Annotated in this window: 12 protein-coding genes and 2 pseudogenes; 9 read left to right on the top strand and 5 right to left on the bottom strand. The window is 64.8% G+C overall.

Features of this window, described 5'->3' with window-relative positions:
- Positions 1–16: 16 nt before the first annotated feature.
- Positions 17–3,307 carry an Rne/Rng family ribonuclease gene (locus tag KF759_RS06020; protein WP_291223597.1) on the bottom strand — a complete coding sequence of 1,097 codons (3,291 nt, stop codon included), beginning with the start codon at positions 3,305–3,307 and terminating at the stop codon, positions 17–19.
- Between the two features lie 634 nt (positions 3,308–3,941).
- Here KF759_RS06020 and KF759_RS06015 point away from each other — a divergent pair.
- Positions 3,942–4,916, top strand: a complete 975-nt coding sequence (locus KF759_RS06015; protein ID WP_291223595.1) for an RluA family pseudouridine synthase — start codon at positions 3,942–3,944, stop codon at positions 4,914–4,916.
- Entirely contained in the window at positions 4,909–5,622 is a 714-nt protein-coding gene (locus KF759_RS06010) for an HAD family hydrolase (protein ID WP_291223593.1), read from the top strand. The genes KF759_RS06015 and KF759_RS06010 overlap by 8 nt, the downstream gene beginning before the upstream one ends.
- Before the next feature lie 6 nt (positions 5,623–5,628).
- Here the strand turns inward: KF759_RS06010 and KF759_RS06005 are convergent, their stop codons facing one another.
- Entirely contained in the window at positions 5,629–5,982 is a 354-nt protein-coding gene (locus KF759_RS06005; RefSeq protein ID WP_291223591.1) for a 4a-hydroxytetrahydrobiopterin dehydratase, read from the bottom strand.
- 96 nt (positions 5,983–6,078) lie between these two features.
- Here KF759_RS06005 and KF759_RS06000 point away from each other — a divergent pair, with 96 nt between their 5' ends.
- Positions 6,079–6,675, top strand: a complete 597-nt coding sequence (locus tag KF759_RS06000) for an NfuA family Fe-S biogenesis protein (protein WP_291223588.1) — start codon at positions 6,079–6,081, stop codon at positions 6,673–6,675.
- A 41-nt stretch (positions 6,676–6,716) separates the two neighbouring features.
- Here the strand turns inward: KF759_RS06000 and KF759_RS05995 are convergent, their stop codons facing one another.
- Together KF759_RS05995 and KF759_RS05990 are read right to left on the bottom strand one after the other, a co-directional pair.
- Positions 6,717–7,061, bottom strand: coding sequence for a cytochrome c (locus KF759_RS05995; protein ID WP_291223587.1), 345 nt, complete (start codon positions 7,059–7,061; stop codon positions 6,717–6,719).
- 25 nt (positions 7,062–7,086) lie between these two features.
- Complete coding sequence (locus tag KF759_RS05990; RefSeq protein ID WP_291223693.1) at positions 7,087–7,362, bottom strand: cytochrome c; 276 nt, start codon at positions 7,360–7,362, stop codon at positions 7,087–7,089.
- A gap of 459 nt (positions 7,363–7,821) precedes the next feature.
- Here KF759_RS05990 and KF759_RS05985 point away from each other — a divergent pair, with 459 nt between their 5' ends.
- From KF759_RS05985 to KF759_RS05970, 5 genes and pseudogenes are all read left to right on the top strand, one after another.
- Positions 7,822–9,021 carry an efflux RND transporter periplasmic adaptor subunit gene (locus KF759_RS05985; protein WP_291223585.1) on the top strand — a complete coding sequence of 400 codons (1,200 nt, stop codon included), beginning with the start codon at positions 7,822–7,824 and terminating at the stop codon, positions 9,019–9,021.
- Positions 9,022–9,032: 11 nt separating this feature from the next.
- Positions 9,033–10,586 (top strand): annotated as a pseudogene (locus tag KF759_RS14250) (efflux RND transporter permease subunit); the annotation flags it as partial.
- A 435-nt stretch (positions 10,587–11,021) separates the two neighbouring features.
- Positions 11,022–12,719 (top strand): annotated as a pseudogene (locus tag KF759_RS14245) (efflux RND transporter permease subunit); the annotation flags it as partial.
- Positions 12,716–15,838 carry an efflux RND transporter permease subunit gene (locus KF759_RS05975; protein ID WP_291223581.1) on the top strand — a complete coding sequence of 1,041 codons (3,123 nt, stop codon included), beginning with the start codon at positions 12,716–12,718 and terminating at the stop codon, positions 15,836–15,838. The pseudogene KF759_RS14245 and the gene KF759_RS05975, both read left to right, overlap by 4 nt.
- A gap of 211 nt (positions 15,839–16,049) precedes the next feature.
- Positions 16,050–17,777, top strand: a complete 1,728-nt coding sequence (locus tag KF759_RS05970) for a GGDEF domain-containing protein (RefSeq protein WP_291223579.1) — start codon at positions 16,050–16,052, stop codon at positions 17,775–17,777.
- Between the two features lie 8 nt (positions 17,778–17,785).
- On the opposite strand, the gene KF759_RS05965 is transcribed toward KF759_RS05970, so the two are convergent.
- A complete protein-coding gene (locus tag KF759_RS05965; protein ID WP_291223578.1) occupies positions 17,786–18,598 on the bottom strand; it encodes an AraC family transcriptional regulator in 813 nt (270 codons plus the stop codon).
- A gap of 204 nt (positions 18,599–18,802) precedes the next feature.
- Here KF759_RS05965 and KF759_RS05960 point away from each other — a divergent pair, with 204 nt between their 5' ends.
- The gene (locus tag KF759_RS05960; RefSeq protein WP_291223577.1) at positions 18,803–21,172 is read left to right on the top strand and encodes a M9 family metallopeptidase; all 2,370 of its coding nucleotides are present in this window, start codon (positions 18,803–18,805) and stop codon (positions 21,170–21,172) included.
- Positions 21,173–21,427 lie beyond the last annotated feature (255 nt).

Here is a 21,427-nt window from a genome sequence, read left to right as displayed (position 1 = left end):
CGCGATCAACCTTGCATCAAGGGGCGTTGCCGTCTGCTTGTGGCTTGGGCGCCTCTTCCGGCTTGGACGGTTGTGCAGCAGGCGACGGCGCGTCGGCCGATACGCCGCTGGCCTGTGGTGCGGCAGGGGCGGGCGTCGGTCTGGCGAAGGCGGGTTCCGCCGCGGCGTGCTGCTTGGCCGTGCCTGCACCGGGCGCGGTGTTGCCACCGTTTGCGGGAGGATTGGCCGGACGCGGGGCGCCGAGCGGAAGATCGAGCGTCTGCGTGCCGGGGAGCGGCACGGGCGCGCCACTCAGGGCCGCAGCCACGGATGCCGCGATCGGATTGGTATAGACCGGCCGCGGCGGCAGCGGCGCCGCTTGCGCCGCTCGTGGAGCCGCGGCCGCATCGCTGCGGCGTTCACTGGCCGGCAGGCGCGTATCGCCTGGATCACGCGGGGCTGCAGGTTCACCCCGTGGAGGCGATGAAGGATCTGACTGCGCAGCTGCGTCGGATTGGGCAGCCTCGTCACGCGGGCGGGCCGAGGCGTTGACGTCAGGTTGCGCCAGGCTCGACGCTGATGCAGGCGCGGACGTCGGCGCTTGGATTGCTGCGGCGGGTGCCACCGCTTCGCTGCGCACGGCGACGGGCGGAGGCGTTGGCGTCGGCGTTGGCGCGCTTGCGCCTTCGCTGATCGCTGCCACCGGCCTTGTCGGCAGATCGGGGCGCCGCGGTGCCTCGGCCGGTTCGGCACGTGTCGGTACGCCTGCAAACAGGGGCGCCGAGGGCGTGGCCGTGCCGACATGCGCGGTCGCGGCGGTTGCCGACTGAGCCGAGCGCTCTGTCAGCGATGGCGGCGAGGCGGGCGTCGACGCTGCGGCGTCGATTGCGGGCGCAGGCGCGTCACTTGATCGGACGGCTGCGGGGGCACCGGGCGCTTGTGCGGTGAGGGCCGCGGCACGGGCGTCTTCGGCACGGTCCTCATCGTCGAAATCGTTTTCGCCCAGACCGGCGGCATCACGTTCCTGTCCACCCGCGGCGGCAGCACCATCCTTGCGACGACGCCGACCACCCCGGCGACCGCGGCGCCGCGTGCGCAATTCCTCACGTGCGGTTTCGCCGTTGGCAGCGGCATTGCCGTCGATGGGGGGCGTGGCGGTGGCATCCGTGATCGGCTTGAGATTCTCGGTCGCTTCAACCGGAACAGACGTCGCGCCCGCCGTTGCAACTGCAGCTGCAGCCGGTTTGACAGTTGGCGGCGTCGGCTTGGCTTCGTTGCGTGGCGGCGCGTTGTTGCGTGCAGTCGCGGCGGCATGTCCCTGGCCACCATGGCCCGCGGCGCGATCCTCGCGCCTGGGCTGCTGACGCTCGCGCTTGTCGCCTGGCTGATTGCGATTGGCATTGTTGCCACGTCCCTCGCCACCCCTCTGGTCGCGATGGCCGGTGTTCGAACCGCCGCCGCGCGAGGACTGTTGCTGCTGCGGCTTGGCGCTGCCCGCTGCCGGTCGCTGCGGTATTGCGGCCGGGCGTGCTGCGGCTACACGCGCGGGTGGGGGGCGCGTAGTCGCTTCCTGCTCGACCACCCGTTCGCCGGCGCCGAACAGGCGCGCTATGCGTGCAAACAATCCGGTCTTCGGTGCGGGCGTCGCCGGCGCCGGCGCCGGACGTGCCGGCAGGTTGCGCGGTGCAGCGGCTGCGCCTGCCGCGGCGGGCTCGGGACGTTCGGGCGCCGGCGTGGCTCGCACGACGCCTGCAACGGCAGGCTGTTCGGGCTCTTCACTCGGGCGCAGCATCGTCGGCAGCGGAGTCGCCGCGACCGGAGTGGTGCGCTGGTAGCTGGGCTTGCTGTCCTCGCCGATGTCGGCGGCGCGCAGGCGCTGGATTTCCAGATGTGGCGTCTCGAGCTTGTCATCGGCAACGACGATGACGTTGACGTCATGCCGAGCCTCGATCTCGGTGAGCTGCTTGCGCTTCTCGTTGAGCAGGAAGTTGGCGACGCTCGGTGGCGCCTGCACCAGCACCTGACCGGTGCTGTCCTTCATCGCGTGTTCCTCGACCAGACGCAGCGCAGACAGCGACAGCGACTCGACGCTGCGGATGCGGCCATGGCCTTCGCAACGCGGGCAGACGATCTGGGTCGATTCGCCCAGGCTCGGGCGCAGGCGCTGGCGCGACATCTCGAGCAAACCGAAGCGCGAGATGCGGCCGATCTGCACGCGCGCGCGATCGAGCTTGAGCGCGTCCTTGAGTTTTTCCTCGACATCGCGCTGGTGGCGCGGGCTGTCCATGTCGATGAAGTCGATGACGATGAGGCCGCCGGCGTCACGGATGCGCAACTGGCGCGCGATCTCCACTGCGGCTTCGCAGTTGGTGTTGAACGCGGTTTCCTCGATGTCGCTGCCCTTGGTTGCCTTGGCCGAGTTGATGTCGATGGCGGTCAGCGCTTCGGTCTGATCGATCACGATCGAGCCGCCCGACGGCAGGCGCACGGTGCGCTCGAACGCATTCTCGATCTGGGTCTCGATCTGGAAACGCGAGAACAGCGGAGTGGTGTCCTGATAGTGCTTGAGCTTGCGCAGGTTGTTGGGCATCACCTGCTGCATGAACTCGCGCGCATCCTGATAGAGCTCTTCGTGGTCGACCAGGATCTCGCCGATGTCGTTGCGCAGGTAGTCGCGCAGGGCGCGGATGATGAGCTTGGATTCCTGATAGATGAGGAACGGCGATGGGCGCGCTTGCGCGGCTTCGGATATCGCCTTCCACAGTTGCAGCAGGTAATCCAGATCCCACTGCAGTTCCTCGGCGTCACGGCCAAGGCCGGCGGTGCGCACGATCAGGCCCATTTCGTCGGGGACGTTGAGGTGGTCGAGCGCTTCCTTGATGTTGGCGCGATCCTCACCCTCGATGCGGCGCGAGACACCGCCCGCCTTCGGGTTGTTGGGCATCAGCACCATGTAGCGGCCGGCCAGGCTGATGAAGGTGGTCAGCGCGGCACCCTTGTTGCCACGCTCTTCCTTCTCGACCTGGACGACCAGTTCCTGACCTTCCTTGAGCAGCTCGCGGATGCCGGCCTTGTTCGGATTCAGCCCCGCGGTGAAGTATTGCGGGGAGATTTCCTTGAGCGGCAGGAACCCGTGGCGGTCGGCGCCGTAGTCGACGAAGCAGGCTTCGAGCGACTGCTCCACGCGCGTGATGCGCGCCTTGTAGATGTTGGATTTCTTCTGTTCGCGAGAGGGGATTTCGATATCCAGATCGTAGAGGTTCTGTCCGTCCACGATCGCAACACGCAACTCTTCGCGCTGAGTTGCGTTGATCAACATGCGTTTCATTGTCGTTTGATTCCTGTAGCGGCGCTCGACTGCCGTCGGCGCTGCGCGGTTCTCGCGCTGCGCGGCTCCGCATTTCGCGGATCGACGGCGGCAGGTGCGCCTGTTGCTGCCGACGCTTCCGCGCGTCGACCAAGGTTTTGGTGTCATGCCCGCCCGTGAACCCGCGCCGTCAAGGGGACGGCGAGCAATTCACGATCCAACCCACTACGATCTGGCGAGCGGTGCCGCGTGTCGCTCCAACGGAGTGCTCGAACCCACGGCACACGCAAGGACGTGTGGGAAGGATGCGTCATTGTTTGCTTCGGCCTCCCGCGGATGGGGACCAAAGCGACGCAACCAGCGTCCGCAGCATATCAGGCCGAGGGGATTTTTTTCAATGAAGACACGGACTTCGGCGAGAAATCGCAGTTCCGGACGCAACTCGGAGGGCGCTCGCAAGGCAGGGGCCTCGACGCCGGCCAAGGCGAGCGCCTCGGGCAAGGCCCGGCGCGCCCCATCGGGCCCGGAACGCAAGCACAGCGCCGCACGTGGCCGGCCAGCCGGCGCAAATGGCGACGGCCCTGCGAGAGCTCGGTCCGGCAAGCGGTTGGCACCACCGCAGACCAGGCCCGCGCGCAACGAGCAGAGTGGCCCTTTGGCCGGACCGGAGCAGGCGGCGCCGCGTGTCGAGCGCGTGGTGGTGGCCGAAGACAGGGACGGCCAGCGGCTCGACAATTTCCTTGCCTCGCGCCTCAAGGGCGTGCCCAAGAGCCTGATCTACCGCATCTGCCGCAGCGGCGAGGTGCGCATCAATGGCGGTCGTGCCAAACCCGACCAGCGGGTAGCCGCTGGAGACGAAATCCGAATTCCACCCGTGCGGGTTGCCGAGCGCGGCGAGTCCGGACCACCGCCAGCGACACAATTGGAACGGATCGAGGCCGCGATCATTCACGAGGATCGTGACTTTCTCGTCATCGACAAGCCGGCCGGCGTAGCCAGCCACGGCGGCAGCGGCGTGAGTTTTGGTGTGATCGAACTGCTGCGGGCGGCTCGGCCGCACGACACCCTCGAACTGGTGCATCGACTCGACCGTGACACCAGCGGCGTGCTGGTACTCGCACGCAAGCGCTCGGCGCTCACCGCCTTGCAGGCTGCAATCCGCGCCGGGCAGACCGAGAAGCACTATCTCGCCTTGCTCGCAGGTACGCTGGAACGCTCGCCCTGGCGTGTCGATGCGCCCTTGCGCAAGTCGGTGCTGCAGGGCGGTGAGCGCATGGTGCGAGTCGACGAAGAAGGCAAGCCGTCGCGCTCGCGCTTCATCGAGCTCGAACGATTGGGCGCGGCGAGCCTGGTCGAAGTCGCACTCGATACCGGCCGCACCCACCAGATCCGCGTGCATGCCCAGCACATCGGCCATCCCCTGGCCGGCGACGAAAAATACGGTGCGCGCGGGTTCAACAAGGCGATTCGCGAGCGCGGCCTGCGGCGGCTGTTCCTGCATGCGGCGCGTTTTGCTTTCGAGCTGGGCAGCCGCAGTTTCCATTTCAGTGCGCCGCTCGCGCCCGAATTGGCGCAGGTGGTCACCGCGCTGCAGCGGCAGCCGCTGGCGATGGTGGCCGAGGATGATTGAACTGGTCGGCTTCGACGGCGATGACACGCTCTGGCACAGCGAGGGTTACTACCAGCACGCGGGCGTCGAATTCGAACGCATCGTCGGGCAGTACATCGACGTTGGCGATGCGGGCGTGCGCGCGCGCCTGAATGCCGCCGAGCGCCGCAACCTCGCATTGTTCGGCTATGGCGCCAAGAGCATGGCGCTGTCGATGGTCGAGGCGGCGATCGAGCTCACCGACGGTCGTATCAGTGCTGCCGACATCCATCGCATCATCGCCTTGGGCAAGAGCTTGCTCGAGCATCCGGTCGAGCTCTTGCCCGGCATCGCCGCTGCGGTCGCCGCGGTCGCCGCACACCATCGCATCGTGCTCATCACCAAGGGTGACCTGTTCCATCAGGAGCGCAAGGTCGAGCAGAGCGGATTGGCCGACCTGTTCCAGCGCATCGAGATCGTTTCCGAGAAGGACTCGCGGCGCTATGCACAGGTGCTGGCCGAATTCGAAGTGCAGCCGTCACGTTTCGCGATGGTCGGCAACTCGCTGCGCTCGGACATCGAGCCGGTGATCGAACTGGGCGGTTGGGGCATCCACATGCCCTATCACGTGACCTGGGAACACGAGCTCGAGCACAACGTCGATGTCGCGCATCCGCGCGTGCAGACGATTGCGGGCGCCGAGGGCATCGTGGTGGCGCTCGATCGCTGCAGCGGTGCCACCGGGTGAACTTGATCAGCCAGCGCGCAGATCCTCGACCTTCGCAGCACAGATGAAATCGTTGAGTGACAGGCCACCGACATCGTGCGTGGAGTAGTGCACGCCGACGCGGTTGTAGGCGACGTCGAGTTCGGGATGGTGGTCCTCGCGGTGCGCAATCGATGCGACCGCGTTGACGAAAGCCATGCTGTGAAAGTAATCGGCAAAGCTGAAACTCTTGCGTATGCCGTGACTGTTCGGGTCGATTTGCCAACCCGGCAGCTGCGCGAGCAGTTGGGCGGAAGCATCGGCGCCCAGGGCGTCGTCGGGGCCTCGGCGTGGTTGGCAATGTTGATTGCGCAAGCCGGCAATTGAATCGGTGGCAGACATGGGCATGCTCTTTGGGCGAAGACGCAAGTATAGGCGCTGATGACGCAGACTCTTTTCAGGACTAAAATAGTCCTGTTTTTCGTCTCGAGCCTTTCGATGATTTCGATTTCGCCTACGGCGCAGGAATATTTCCGCAAACTGATCGAGCAGCAGGATTTGCCGGGTCTGGGGATCCGCCTCGTTGCGGTTCATCCCGGGACACCGCGTGCCGACTGCCAGCTTGAGTTCTGCGAAGCCGGCGAACGTGACGGCAGTGAGTTCGAGATCCCTTGCGGGGCATACTCGTTGTTTGTCGCTGCCGACAGCCTGTCCTGGCTCGAGGCTGCCAACATCGATTTCATCCGATCGGGAACCGGCGGTGAGCTCACCATTCGTGCCCCCGCGCTGCGCGGCGCCGTGCCGGCTGCCGATACGAGTCTGAGCGAGCGCGTGCGCTACGTGATCGAGTCGGAAATCAACCCGCAACTGGCCTCACATGGCGGCCACATCAGCCTCGACTCGATCACGCCCGAAGGCATCGTGGTGCTGCGTTTCGGTGGCGGCTGTCATGGTTGCGGCATGGCCGATCAGACGCTGCGCAACGGGGTCGAGACCACGCTCAAGGCGCGCCTCGCGGAAGTTACCGGGGTGCGTGACGCCACCGATCATGGCAGCGGCGACAAGCCGTACTACGCGCGTCAGGCGAATGCCTGAGACGCCGGCTGCCTGTTGCGTTTGGCGAGGGCTGGGCCGGCTTACTTGTCGAGCTTGCCGTCGAGCGTGCTGAGTTTGCCCGGCAGCGCCGCAAAGTAGGCCGCAAGATCTTCGATTTCCTGATCGGTGAGCGGCTTGGCGAAGCCGAGCATGATCGCGTTGCTGCGCCCGCCTTCGCGGTACTCATGCAGGGCACGCTGCAGGTAATCGCGGTACTGGCCGGCCAGGCGAGGGTATTGGGGATCGATCGAGTTGCCGTCCACGCCATGACAGGCCTGGCAGACGATCGCCTTGGTCTTGCCGGCTTCGATGTCGCCGGCTGCCTGCGCCGGAACGACGGACGTGACCAGCATCGAAACCGCGAATGTTGCAAGAGTGCGCTTCATGGAAAAGTCCTGATCTGGCTGCCGATTACGGCGTGATGCTGGAAAGGAAGGCGGCGATGTCGCGGATGTCCTCGTCGGACATGCTTTCGCCCTGGGCGCGCATGGTCGGATGCGAGCGCTCGCCCTTCTTGTATTCGGTGAGTGCGCTGACCAGATACTCGTAGTTCTGTCCGCCGATGCGCGGCACATGGTAGTTCGGATAAGGGTTTTTCCAGCCTTCGATGCCGTGGCAGCCGACGCAGGTGTAGGCCTTGTTCCGGCCGGCGGCAGGATCACCCTTGTCAGCCGCCAAGGCAGGCATGGAACACAAAGCCAACAGCAGGAGCAGCGCAGTCGCTCGCATCATCGTGTCTTCCCGTGATGAGGGTGGAACAAGGGTGGATCGGCGAAGTATAGCCAGCAAGTTCCGCCGCGGGCCACTGCGAGAGGTGGCTGCGATCAACGAAGTGGTGTGTGTCGCCAATCGCGCAGGCGCGCCCGATCGTGGATCGCTGTTGCACGCCGCTCGGATCCAATCGCGGCTGCGCTGCATGCAACCAGGACGATTCGGTTCGCATCCAACGGGCGTTCCCTGCCACAAGACACAGTGACGCTCGGCTCACGACATCGCCTCACGGCCGGTCGACCATTGCACTGGGTGAGCTCGAAATGAGACCACCGCGAGCCGAAGCTCGGGAGCCGAGCATGACTTGCGGCCCATGGTATTGGATTAGTGTTGTAGTAATGTACAACACCATCGCATCGCGGGAAGGCTATCTGCATGAAAACACGAGACTTTATTTCACGTTTGCCAGGCTTCGGATCGCTGGCGCGGTCGCTCGTGGGCGTGGCTCTGGCGCTGGCACTCGCAGCGTGCAGCACGGGCAACTCGACGCCGGTTGCCGGTGCGGCCGATGCGAGCAGCGCGATCCCGGTGGAAACCGCGACCGTGTCCCAGCAGTCGATCACGGCGAACTATTCAGGCACCGCCTCGCTGGAAGCCGTGGGCGAAGCTCAAGTCGTGGCCAAGGCCAGCGGGATCGTGCTCAAGCTCCTCGTCGAGGAAGGCATGTACGTCAAGCGGGGCCAGTTGCTGGCCCAGCTCGATGACGATGCGGCGAGCAACAAGCTGGCGCAGGCGACCGCCAACCTGCGCAAGGCACAGGCCTCATACGACAAGGCAGAGAAGGGGTTCGCGCTCAAGATCACGCCCAAGGCGGACTACGACAGCATGCGCTATGACCTCGAGGCGCAGAAGGCGATCGTCGCCGGCGCGCAGCTCGATGTCTCCTACACGCGCATCCTCGCGCCGATCGATGGCGTGATCGCCAAGCGTTCGGTCAAGGTCGGCAATCTCGTGCAGATCAACCAGGCCTTGTTCGACATCGTCGACCTGGACCGCTTGCAGGCGGTGCTCAACGTGCCCGAGCGCGATCTCGACACGCTCAAGGCCGGGCAGAGCGTGGTCATGCAGGTCGACGCGCTCGGCGGACGCAGCTTCGAAGGCATGATCGCGCGCATTGCGCCGGTGATCGATGCGGCCAGCGGCACCTTCCGTGCGACCTGCGAATTCCGCGATACCACGCGCACGCTCAAGCCCGGCATGTTCGGCCGCATCGAAGTGGCTTATGACCAGCGACATGACGCACTGGTGGTGCCGCGCAATGCGATCACCGAGGAGGATGGCGAGACTTCGGTATTCGTGGTCGAACCGGCGCCGGCCACTGCGCCCGCGGTGGCGGGCAAGTCGGCTCCGGCGAAGGAACCGGCGCCGCGTTTCGTGGCCAAGCGTCGCGTGGTGAAGCTCGGTTATGCCGAGGATGATCGCGTCGAAGTGCGTGACGGCATCCATCAAGGTGAGCGCGTGATCACGCTGGGTCGCAATGCGGTGCGCGATGGCACGCAGGTGCAGGTGCTCGCTGACGGCAAGGCCGCGCTTGCAGCAACCGCGACGGCACAGCTCGCCGGGCTGCATCGGTGAACCTGCCGGAATTCGCCATTCGGCGGCGCGTGACGGTGGGCATGTTCACCGTCACCCTGGTGTTGTTTGGCCTCATCGGCCTGAGCAACCTCAAGGTCAACCTGCTGCCCGACCTGTCGTATCCGACGCTGACCGTGCGTACCGACTACGAGGGCGCCGCGCCCGCTGAAATCGAGAACCTCGTCAGCCAGCCGGTCGAGGAAGCGGTCGGCGTGGTCAAGAACATCCGCAAGGTGCATTCGGTTTCACGCACCGGCCAATCCGATGTCGTGCTCGAGTTCGCGTGGGGCACTGACATGGACATGGCCAGCCTGGAGGTGCGCGACAAGCTCGATACCGTGCAATTGCCGCTGGAAGCCAAGAAGCCGCTGCTGCTGCGCTTCAATCCGTCCACCGACCCGATCCTGCGCTACGGTTTGACGATGGCCGCGGGGCAGGGCAGTGGCGAGCTTTCGCTCAAGCAGTTGCGCCGCTTCGCCGATGAGGATCTCAAGAAGCGGCTCAGCCCGGTCGCAGGTGTCGCTGCAGTCAAGGTCGGCGGTGGCCTGGAAGACCAGATCGACGTGCTCATCGATCAACAGAAGTTGGCACGTCTTGGCATCGACATCAACGACATCAACACGCGCCTGAAGAGCGAGAACGTCAACGCCTCGGGCGGGCGCATCGATGAAGGCAGCCAGCGTTTCCTCGTGCGCACCGTAAACCAGTTCCAATCGCTCGAGGAAATGCGCGACCTCATCATCAAGCTCGACGGCAACGTGCCGATTCGGCTCAAGGATATCGCCACGGTCAGTCAAGGCCACAAGGAGCGCGAGGGCGTGGTGCGCATCGATGGCCGCGAAGCGATCGAGCTGGCGATTTACAAGGAAGGCGATGCCAATACCGTGACCGTGGCCAAGGCAGTCGATGCGGCCATGCAACAGCTCAAGAGCGGCCTGCCGCCCGGCGCGGGCCTGACCACGATCGAGGACCAGTCGCAATTCATCGAGGCAGCCCTGCACGACGTCAAGAAGGATGCGCTGATCGGCGGCGTGCTAGCGATCCTCATCATCTTCCTGTTCCTGCGCGATGGCTGGAGCACTTTCATCATCTCGCTGTCCTTGCCGGTTTCGCTGATCGCGACCTTCTTCTTCATGGATCAGCTGCACCTGTCACTCAACGTGATGTCGCTGGGCGGCCTCGCGCTCGCCACGGGCATGGTGGTGGACGATTCGATCGTCGTTCTCGAGAACATCGCGCGCCTGCGCGAGCGTGGGCTTGGCATTGCGCAGGCTGCGGTGCGCGGCACCGCCGAAGTCGGCATGGCCGTGACGGCTTCGACCCTGACCACGGTCGCGGTGTTTTTTCCATTGGTCTTCGTGCAGGGCGTTGCCGGGCAATTGTTCCGTGACCAGGCCTTGACGATCACCTTTGCGATGCTGGTTTCGCTGGCGGTGGCGATGACCCTGATTCCGATGCTCGCCTCGCTCAAGGCGCGCTCGCCGCTGGCCTGGCAGGAAGAACCGCCGGGATCGCAATCGTTGTGGGCGAAGGCGCTCGGTGGCAGCACGAGCCTGTTGCGCTGGCCGCTGGACAGTCCACGCCGCATGCCGCGTCGCCTGCTGTTCGCCGTCACGCTGCCGCCGCGGCTGCTGATTGCGCTGGTCTACTTCATCCTCGTTTGCCTGCTGATCGGCATCGGCCTCTTGGTGCGCGGCGTCACGTACATGGGCTTCCGCTGCGCGCGCGTGCTGCACGGGAGCAGCGCGGAAAGCTGGCGCGAACGCCTGCAGGGCGACCTCGGCACGCTGCGGAATCTGCTGCGCACTTCGGCGGCGGACTACGGCCGCTCGCCAAGCCAGCGCTTGATCGCTGCCTCGAGTCTGCCGCTGCGTGTGGTCGTGCTCCTCGCGCTGCTCGCATGGATGGTGCTGGCGCGGCTCGCTGCGCTGCTGTTGTGGTCCGTGGGCTGGCTCGCGCGCAAGCTGCTGGCTGGTCTCGGCACCATCGTCAGCGGCAGTTATGAGCGCGCCGCAGCGGCCTACCATCGCTTCCTCCCGCGCGCACTCGCGCATCCCGCGCGCGTGCTCGGCGCGGCGGCGCTTGCCTTCGCGCTCACCCTTGCGCTGGTGCCCAGCCTCGGTCTCGACCTGATTCCGCAGCTCGCACAGGGTCGCTTCGACATGACCGTGACCCTGCCGCCGGGTACCCCGCTTGCCGCATCCGACCAGGTGGTCGCGCAGATCGCGAGCAAACACGCCAAGGATCCTGGCGTGGCCTCGATCTATGGCGTTGCCGGTTCGGGGACGCGGCTCGATGCCAATCCGACCGAGTCGGGCGAGAACATCGCGCGCCTGTCGATCGCGCTGGTCGATGGTGGCAGCAAGGCGATCGAGGCCGCCGAGATCGAGCGCCTGCGCAATGACCTGCCGCGCAGCGATGCCAGCGTGAAGTTCGCGCGCCCGCAGTTGTTCAGTTTCTCAGCGCCGCTGGAAGTGGAGATCCGCGGACATGACCTCGATGCATTGTCCGCTGCCGGCCAGCGGCTGAGCGAGCTCATGCGCGCCTCGCCGCGCTTCGCCGATGTGAAATCCAGCGTCGAAGGGGGGCATCCCGAGATCCAGATCCGTTTCGATCAGGATCGCGCCGCGGCGCTGGGCCTTACCACGCGGGCGATCGCCGATCGCATCGTGCGCAAGGTCAAGGGTGAGGTGGCGACGCGATACGACTTCCGGGATCGCAAGATCGATGTGCTGGTGCGTGCGCGCGCCACCGATCGGGCCGGCGTCGCCGACATCGGCAATCTCGTGGTCGGCTATGTGGCAGCCAGATCGACCGCGGCATCCACGCCCGGCCAGGTCGCAGGCGCCGGGGAAGTCACGCTCAACGACACACCGCGCAGTCCCAGCGACACACCGATCCGTCTGTCAGCGGTGGCGGACATCGTCGCGACCCGGGGGCCGCTCGAGATCCACCGCGTCAGCCAGGAACGTGTCGCGATCGTCTCGGCCAACCTGCGCGAAGGCGATCTCGGCAGTGCGATCGCCGAGGTCGAGTCGATTGTGGCTGCGCATCCGCTCGCCGCGGGTGTGCGCGTGCATGTCGGCGGGCAGAGCGAGGAACTCGACGCATCGGTGCACTCGCTGCTGTTTGCGCTGGGCCTGGCGATCTTTCTCGTCTATCTGGTGATGGCTTCGCAGTTCGAGTCGCTGCTGCATCCCTTCGTGATCATGTTCTCGATCCCGCTCGCTGCGGTTGGCGCGGTGCTTGCGCTCAAGCTTTCAGGCTCGGCGATCTCGGTGGTGGTATTCATCGGCCTGATCATGCTGGTCGGCATCGTGGTCAAGAACGCGATCGTGCTGATCGACCGCGTCAATCAGTTGCGCGAAGCCGGAGTAGCCAAGCGCGACGCACTTGCGCAGGCCGCCGAGTCGCGCCTGCGCCCGATCGTGATGACGACGCTGTGCACCTTGATCGGCTTTGCGCCCCTCGCGATGGCCTGGGGTGAGGGCGCCGAGGTGCGGGCGCCGATGGCGCTGACCGTGATTGGCGGTCTGGCGGTATCGACCCTGCTCACCTTGATCGTGGTGCCGGTGGTTTACGACCTGCTCGATCGCCGCGGCGACGCCTGGTACGTGGCGCGTGGACGCATGTTGGCGGCGAAGGCGCAAGAACAGGCCCCGACACCCGCAGGGGCGGCCGCGGGAGCATCGGCGTGAGCATTGCCGAACTCAGCCTGCGTCGCCCGGTCACCACGATCATGGTGTTCGTGTCGATGGTCGTGGTTGGCCTGATCGCCGCGTTCCGACTGCCGCTCGAGCAATTTCCGTCGATCGATGCGCCATTCCTGTTCGTGCAGATTCCGTACCCGGGTTCGACGCCTGCCGAGATCGAACGCACGATCACGCGGCCGGTCGAGGAGGCGCTGGCGACGATTCCGGGCCTCAAGCGCATGAACTCCACTTCCGATGCCGAGTCGGCGCAGGTATTCCTCGAATTCAAGTGGGGCCAGCCGATTGCGATCAAGGCGGTGCAGGCACGCGAGAAGATCGATGCGATCCGCGCCGAATTGCCGACAGACCTGCAACGCTACTTCGTGCAAAAGTTTTCCACCGCCGATGAGCCGGTGCTGCAACTGCGCATCGCCTCGAAGGGGGCCGATTTGTCCAATGCCTGGGATCTGATAGAGCGCGAGATCAAACGTCCACTCGAGCGCGTGCCCGGCGTCGCCAGCGTCGAGGTTTCCGGGATCGGCAAGCCCGAAGTGCAGATCGAACTCTCGGCCGATCGCCTGAGTGCGCACCACATCGGCCTCAACGATCTCTACCAGCGACTGCGCGATGCCAACTTCGCGTTCTCGGCCGGGCAGATCGATGCCGATGGCAAGCGCTTCCGCGTCGAGCCACAGGGTCAGTGGCAGAGCCTCGACGATATCCGCGCACTGCCCATTGATGCGCGCGGCCTCAAACTCGGAGACATCGCCAGCGTGAGCCTGCGTCCGGCACGGGTCGAGTTCGCGCGTCGGCTCGACGGCAAGGCCGCGATCGGCATCGACATCCGCCGCGAACGCAATGCCAACCTGGTCGACGTCGGCACTGCGGTGATGGCGCAAGTGCGGCGCATCCAGGCCTCGCCCGAGTTGCAGGGCATGACGGTGTACGCGATGGAGAATCAGGCCGACAGCGTGACCGGCTCGCTCTCACAGCTGGCACGTGCCGGCCTCGAAGGCACCTTGCTGTCGGTACTGGTGCTGTTCTTCTTCCTGCGCGATTGGCCATCGACGTTGATGGTGTCGCTGTCGATTCCAATTTGCTTCGTGATCACGCTGGGATGCATGCATTTCCTTGGCATCAGCCTCAACGTGCTGTCGATGATGGGTTTGTTGCTCGCGGTGGGCATGCTGGTCGACAACGCGGTGGTCGTGGTCGAAAGCATCTACCAGTACCGCGAAAAGCACCCGGATCGTCCCTGGTACTGCGCCGTGCGGGGCACCCAGGTCGTCGGCGTCGCGATTGCCGCGGGCACTCTGTCGAGCGTGGTCGTGTTCCTGCCCAACATTTTCGGCGAGGTCAATGACATCTCGATCTTCCTCGCCCAGGTCGCGATCACGATGTCGATTGCGCACCTGGCGTCGTGGCTGGTGGCGGTGAGCCTCGTGCCGATGTTCGCCGCGCGCCTCGCACCGCCGAAGTTCCTTGGCCGTGAATCGGCAGTCAGTCGCCTGCGCGAGCGCTACGGACGCGTGATCGGCTGGACGCTGGCACATCGACGCTGGACCATGCTTGCCCTGATGGCGATGGTTGCACTCAGCTTCGTGCCGATGGCGCTGACCAAATCCGACCTGTTCGACAGCGGGCAGTCGCGCAGGTTGCAGCTGTTCTACCAGCTCAACGCCAACTATCGCCTTGCCGACCTCAAACCCGAGATCGTCAAGATCGAACGTTACCTGGAAGCCAACCGGGAACGCTTCCAGATCGCTTCGATCTACAGCTGGTATGGCGAGCAGGGGCAGGCAGTCACGCGCATCCTGCTCACCGAGCCGCCGAGCGGGCTGGGCGAATGGGCACTGAGCCTGATTGGACGGGGCAGCACCCGCCCCGCGTCACGGATCAAGGAGGAAATCCGCGCGGGCTTGCCGCGGCTGGCAGTCGGTCAGGTCGGGTTCGATGGCAACGGCAATGGCAGCCTCAGCGGTGGTGTCGACATCTCGCTGATCGGTGATTCGGTGGAGCAACTGCAGGATTTGTCTGCCAGCGTGGTCAAGACCCTCGCGCATCTGCCGAGCCTGCGCGACGTCCGCGTCGACCAGGGCAATGGTGATCGTGAGATGCAGACGCGCGTCGATCGCGTGCGCGCACGCCAGTACGGTTTCGACGCGCAAACGGTTGCCGACTTCATCCAGATCGCATTGCGCGGCATGCCGTTGCGTGATTTCCGCATCGATGACCGCCAGTTGCCGGTGTGGCTGCGGTTCCAGGGTAGCGATACGCGCAGCCTGGCCAGCCTGTCCGACTTCAAGCTGCGCGCCGCCGACGGCAGCCAGGTGCCGCTGATGGCGATGGTGAACGCGGATTCCAAGGCGACGCCGTCTGCGATCAGCCGGGTCGATCGCATGACCTCACTCAAGATCATCGCCAATCTAGCCGACGGCAAGACCATGCCCGATGCACAGCGCGAGATCAGCGCGGCGCTATCCGGCATGGCCTTTCCGCCCGGATATCGCTGGAGCTTCGGGCAGGGCTTCGATCGTTCCGATCAGGCCGGCTCGCAGATGCTGTTCAACACCTTGATCGCCCTGCTGCTGGTCTATGTGGTGATGTGCGCGATGTTCGAATCGTTGATCTTCCCGGCCGCAATCCTCACCACCTTCGTGTTCTCGATCTTCGGTGTGTACTGGCTGTTCTGGCTCACCGGAACGACCTTCTCGATCATGGCGGCGATCGGCATCCTGATCCTGATGGGCGTGGTGGTGAACAACGGCATCGTGATGATCGTGCACATCAATCAGTTGCGTCATGACGGGCACGCGCGCAACCAGGCGCTGGTGCTCGGCGCGCAGGAGCGACTGCGCCCGGTGCTGATGACGATGGCAACCGCGATCCTCGGCATGCTGCCACTCGCGCTGGGCGGCGCCCAAGCCTGGGACAATGGTCCGCCGTACTATCCGATGGCACGCGCGATTGCCGGCGGCCTGACCTTCTCGACCATCGTGACCCTGCTCGCACTGCCTTGCATCTACGCGCTGCTCGATGATGCGCGCATCGCCACGCGAGGGCTCATCGCGCAGGCGAGGGTGGGGCAGGTGCGCTCCGCCGGAACTGTTTTGCCTCAACCCTGAAGAATCGTGTGCTGGACATGCGCGCCATCGCCACCGGTTCGACCCTTCACGATCTTTCACTTGGGTTGGTCGGTTGCTTGTGCTAGGAAGGCCGCAACGGGTCGGACATCGGTGGTTGAAAATGCGAGTTCCAGCGGGGCGCGTGCTGCAAGGTGCACGTGGGCTGCTGCTTGTGGCTGCACTGGCGTTTGCGACGCCAGTGTGCGCGCAGGTGGATAAGGCAACCGGTTTCGACCTTGGCGCGTACCGGCGCTCCGCAGTACGCGATCGCGGTGCCGCAATCAGCGAAGGACGCGCCGCGCTTGCGGCCAAGGTGTTCGCCGACGCGCCCAGGCAACGCATGTTCCTGCTGTGGTACATGGGTGGCGCCGCAATCGGCAAGCCGGATCTGGAAGCACTGCAGCAAGTGCTGCGCGATCTGGAAGCGCTCGCCGATTCCGGAACCCAGGGTGCACACGCGCTGGCCGGGTTCCTGCGTGCGCAGCGTCAGCTCGATCACGGCAACAAGGCCGACGCGCTGGTCACCGCCCTCACGGCCGCCAACGCGGTACCGGAGGGCGACTCGGACTTGCGTTCGATCGCGAGCTCGGAGCTGTGCTGGGACTACCTCAGTGCCGGACAGGCCGAGCGCGCACTCGAACACTGCCATCGCTACACGCAGTTGGCCCAGCAGACCGGCAATGCCATGACCCTGGCACGCGCGCAGTACATGGAAGCCGGCGCGTTGAGTACCGCCAAGCGATCGAAGGAGGCGATCGTACGCTGGCGCGAGGCCCTGGCCACCGTCGAAGCGGCCGGCGAGTCTGCACTTGCGGGTCGGGTTTACAGTGGACTGGCGGTGGATCTCAACGCGAGCGGTGATTACGCCGCCGCATTGGGCGCCGCGCGCCGTTCGGTAGCGGCGGCACGTGGCAGCAAGAACACGTTCAGCGTGTGCATCGCCCAGGCCCAGGAGGCGCGCGCCCTGCTTGGACTTGGCCGCGCGACCGAGGCGCTGGCAACCGTCGACTCGGCACTGGCGGCGATGCATGACATCGACAGTCCGCCTACCGTGCTCGAACTGCGGCATATCAAGCGATCGGCCCTGCTTGCAACCCACGCGCCGGCCAGTGCGATCGCTGCGCTCGACAAAAGGCTCCAGGCCGATGCCGAGCCGGCTTCCGATCCCAAGCGCGCCAGCCTGATTGATGAGCTCGAGCAGCGCTACGTGAAGCGCGAGCAGGCAGTGCATGTCCGCGAGCTCGAGCAGGAGAACCGGCGCAAGGAGCTGGACATCGAAGCGGCGCGCCAGCGCGCCGGCACCCTCGAACAGCAAGCGCAGAAGCAGCGCATGCTCAAGCTGGCATGGGGCGCAGCCGCAGGCGTGCTTGGCATCATCGTGATCGCGGGCCTGCTGGTGATCCGTGCCCAGCGCAGGCTCGCCAGCACGCTGCACGAGCAGGCCTTCCACGATGGGCTCACGCGCTTGCCCAATCGACGTGCCTTGCTGCAACGGCTACGCGAGCTGGAAACCGGCGAGCCAAGGCTAGGTACCGATGCACTGCTGGTTATCGACATCGATCACTTCAAGCAAGTCAACGACAACCACGGCCACCTCGCAGGCGACCGCGTGCTTGCCATCGTCGCGCATGCGCTCCTGCTGCACGAGCCGCGCGCGGGAACGGTCGGTCGCCTGGGCGGCGAGGAATTCGTCATCCTTGCGCCCGAGCATGCCCTCGAGGCAGCACTGAGCCTTGCCGAGCAGGTCCGCAAGGAGATTGCCGACATCCGCGTGCAGCTGCATGACGGTAACGTGATCGCCGTCACCACGAGCATTGGCGTGGCCTTGCGCGAGGGCCAGGCCAGGACCGCTTCGGCCGACTGGTTCGCCGCCGCCGATGGCGCGCTGTATCGGGCCAAGGCGCAGGGCCGTGACCGCGTGGTGCTGGCCGAACCTTGAAGCGCGCCTCATGCAGCCCCGTCAGGCGGGTGCATGAGAAGTCGATACTGGCGCGGCGTCATCCCGGTGACCTGGCGAAACTGGCGCGAGAGCGCGCTCTGGTCGGAAAACCCGCACTGCATCGCGATATCGGCAATGGCGAGACCCGATCGCGCCAGCATGCGGGCCGCATGATCGACACGCGTCTTGATGAGGTACTGGCCGGCCGAGATCTGGAAGATCTTTTTCATGCGCCGATCCAGTTGCGCCGCCGACAATCGCGCGCGGCGCGCGAGATCCTCGATCCGCAGGGGCTCATCGAAATGCTCGAGCAGGTAATCGATCGCCTCGGCGAAACCCGCATCGATCAGGTGCGCACGCGTGGGCTCGACCAGATCCTTGGATATGCAGGCCAGCCCGATGATCGCACCCTTGTGGTCATGCAAGGGTTCCTTGGTGGTCAGGCACCAGCCGGCGCTGCCATCGCGATAGACGGTGAGATCGAGATTGTCGATGATCGGCTTGCCGGTGCGAAACAGGCGTTCGTCCTGGCGCGTGTAGCGCTGCGCCATCGGCTGCGGAAACAGATCGAACGCGGTCTTGCCGATCGCATCCTGTTTGCGTTGCAACCCGCAGCGCGAGACCGCGGCTTCGCTCATGCTCACATAGCGACCGTCGAGATCCTTGATCGAGTAGACGATGTCGGGCAGGCGATCGAACAAGGCTTCGACAAAGGCCGACGATGCGATCGCGGCCAGAAACTGCGCGCGCCAGTCGCTGCGCGGATCGCGTTGCGGAGCATTGGCAGCGCTTCTGGAAGATGCTGATTGACGCCGACTCATGGCTGTTCCCCTGAAGGACGCACGCATTCGCACGCTCGCGATTCGGACGTCATTGTGCAGATTTTCGCGGAAGTGCGAAGATTCCCCACAAGACGCACTCCCGTCACGATGCAATGCTCGTTGCCACGCCTGCAAGCCTTCACGACGTGCTCGTGCCGGCTTCGGCGCATGGGGCTGCTCATCTTGAATCCGTGGGAGGGTGCGATGTCGTTCACCAAGAGAATGCTGCAAGCCGGCGTGCTTGCGATCACGTGCATGTCCGGCATCGCCATGGCGAAAGCGGATGCGCGTGCCGACTATCCAGCGCCGCAGGGCGCCACTATCGACGGCAGCGTCGGCAACCGAATGCCTGGGCACGTACAGCAGCGGCCGCTGACGCCTGCCGAACTGCCTCCGCTGCCGAGCACGCGCGATCACCTGCGGGTCGATTACGACCGCATGCCGGCGTCCATTGCAAGGCCACTGGGCAGCTGTGACGTCAATGCATTTGCCACCTCGAGCGGCGGCGCTCTGGTTGGCGCGGTCAAGGCCGCAACGACCGACTGCATCAACAGCCTGTTTTCGATCAGTGCGAGTGTCGGCGCCCAGGTGTTTCCCGAGTCCAAGATGGTCACCATCGCCAATGCGCTGGCAGCGAACTCCGCCAGCTATGCGGGCAACAACGACAGCAGCACGCTGCAGTTGATCCTGTACCTGCGCGCCGGCTATTTCCTGCAGTGGTACAACCCGGCGGAAATCGGTGACTACGGCCCAACGCTGACCAATGCAATCCGGCCTGCGCTCAATGCCTTCGTTGCCAATTCCCATTTCCAGGACGTCAATGACAACCATGGCGAGGTGCTTTCCGAATTCGTCACGCTGATCGACAGCTCGGCCGAAAATGCCAGCCAGCTCACGGCGGTTCGTGGCATCCTCGATCGCTACGATGCCTCATGGGCCAGCTACTGGTACATGAAGAGTGCCGTCAACAATGTCTTCACCGTGCTGTTTCGCGGGCACTACAACGATGACTTCCGCGCCGCGGTGCAGGTGGCGCCTGGCAACGCAATCCTCGACACGCTTGTCAATTTCATTAACGACAACAAGACCGCGGATCTCGGCAGCGACCGGGAATACCTGCTGCAGAACGCGGCCGGTGAGCTAGCACGCTTCCTCAACGGCAACACTTCGTCCTATGGCTATCCGCCCGCATTCCACACCGTCGTCCATCCCAAGGCCAAGTCGATCCTCGATCAATTCAGCCTTGGCGGCAGCGGTGCGGGGATCTACGTGCGCATGGGCGGCGTGATCGACTACTACGACCATGCGCATTGCAGCTATTTCAACCTCTGCAGCTTTGCCGACGATCTCGAAGACTATGTTCTGCCTGCCGCCAATGCGCGTGACTGCAGCCCGACCCTGCGCGTGCGCAGCCAGGCGCTGACTCCGGCCCAGCTCGATTGGGTGTGCGCGCGGGTCGGCGGTGAGGAGAGCTTCTTCCACGCTGCGGTGCAGTCCAACAACGTACCGGTCGCTGATGACAACAACACCCGGCTGGAAATGGTGATCTTCCATTCCAGCACCGACTACGAGACCTACTCGGGCACGATCTTCGGCAACGACACCAACAATGGCGGCATCTATCTCGAAGGCGATCCCGCGGCAGCCGGCAACCAGCCGCGCTTCCTCGCCTACGAGGCTGAGTGGCTGCGTCCGACTTTCGATGTGTGGAACCTCACCCACGAGTACATCCACTACCTCGACGGTCGCTTCGACTGGCACGGTGCGTTCGGTGATTACCCGTTGGACGCACCGGCCTCGGCGGTCTGGTTCATCGAAGGCTTTGCCGAGTACATGTCCTATTCCTACCGCGAGCTCGTCTACGGCGACGCGGTGGACGAGGCGGCCAATCCCGACAAGTTCACGCTGGCGCAGCTGTTCGATACCGAGTACAGCACCGACTATGCCCGCACCTACCAATGGGGTTATCTGGCGGTGCGCTTCATGTTCGAACATCATCGCGATGACATCACCGATCTGTTCGTGAACGTGAGCCGTCCGGGCAACTACACGCCGGGCTATGCGAATTGGCTCAGCCCTATCCGCAGTGCCTACAACGCCGAGTTCCGTACCTGGCTGGTCTGCTTCGTTGCCAACGATGGCGACACCTCGACCTGTGGCGGTACACCACCGCAAACGGATCGAATCTTCGTCAATGGTTTCGATGGCGATGGCACACCACCGGGCGGCGGGGTGCCTGAATGTACCGACGATGACGTTCGCGTACTCGAGGACGGCTGCAAGCGCAGCGGATTGTCGGCCGCTTCGACCAACGTGGACGTGTGGCTGCTCATCTACGTACCTGCCGGCAAGACCCGTCTCGTGCTGACGATGAGTGGCGGAACGGGCGATGCCGACATGTACCAGAAGGCAGGCGGATGGCCGAGCCCGAGCACATACGACAATGCAGCAACCCAGGTCGGAAACAACGACACGATCAGCGTGAGCAATCCGGCCGAAGGCTGGCACATGATCTTGCTCAAGGCCAAGACCTCTTCGTTCGAGAATGTCGAGGTCGCCGCCGACTTGCAGTGAGCACTCCCGGAGCCCACCCACCCCAGACCGGCTCCGGATTGCCGCGCGGGTCGGCCATGATGGACGGCCCGCGCCTTTTGCTGATGCTCATTGTCGCGGCGGGCTCTTGTAGAGCCGAGCTCGAAGCGCTCTTGTAGAGCCGAGCTCGCTCGGCTCGAAGCGCACGGCAGCGGAGCAAGCTCCGCTCTACGACGGTGGTGGGTTTTGTAGAGCCGAGCTCGCTCGGCTTGAAGCATATGGGAGCGGAGCAAGCTC

This window comes from Dokdonella sp., assembly GCF_019634815.1.
GTDB lineage: Bacteria > Pseudomonadota > Gammaproteobacteria > Xanthomonadales > Rhodanobacteraceae > Dokdonella_A.
This window is presented reverse-complemented; position numbering and strand designations above follow the sequence as displayed.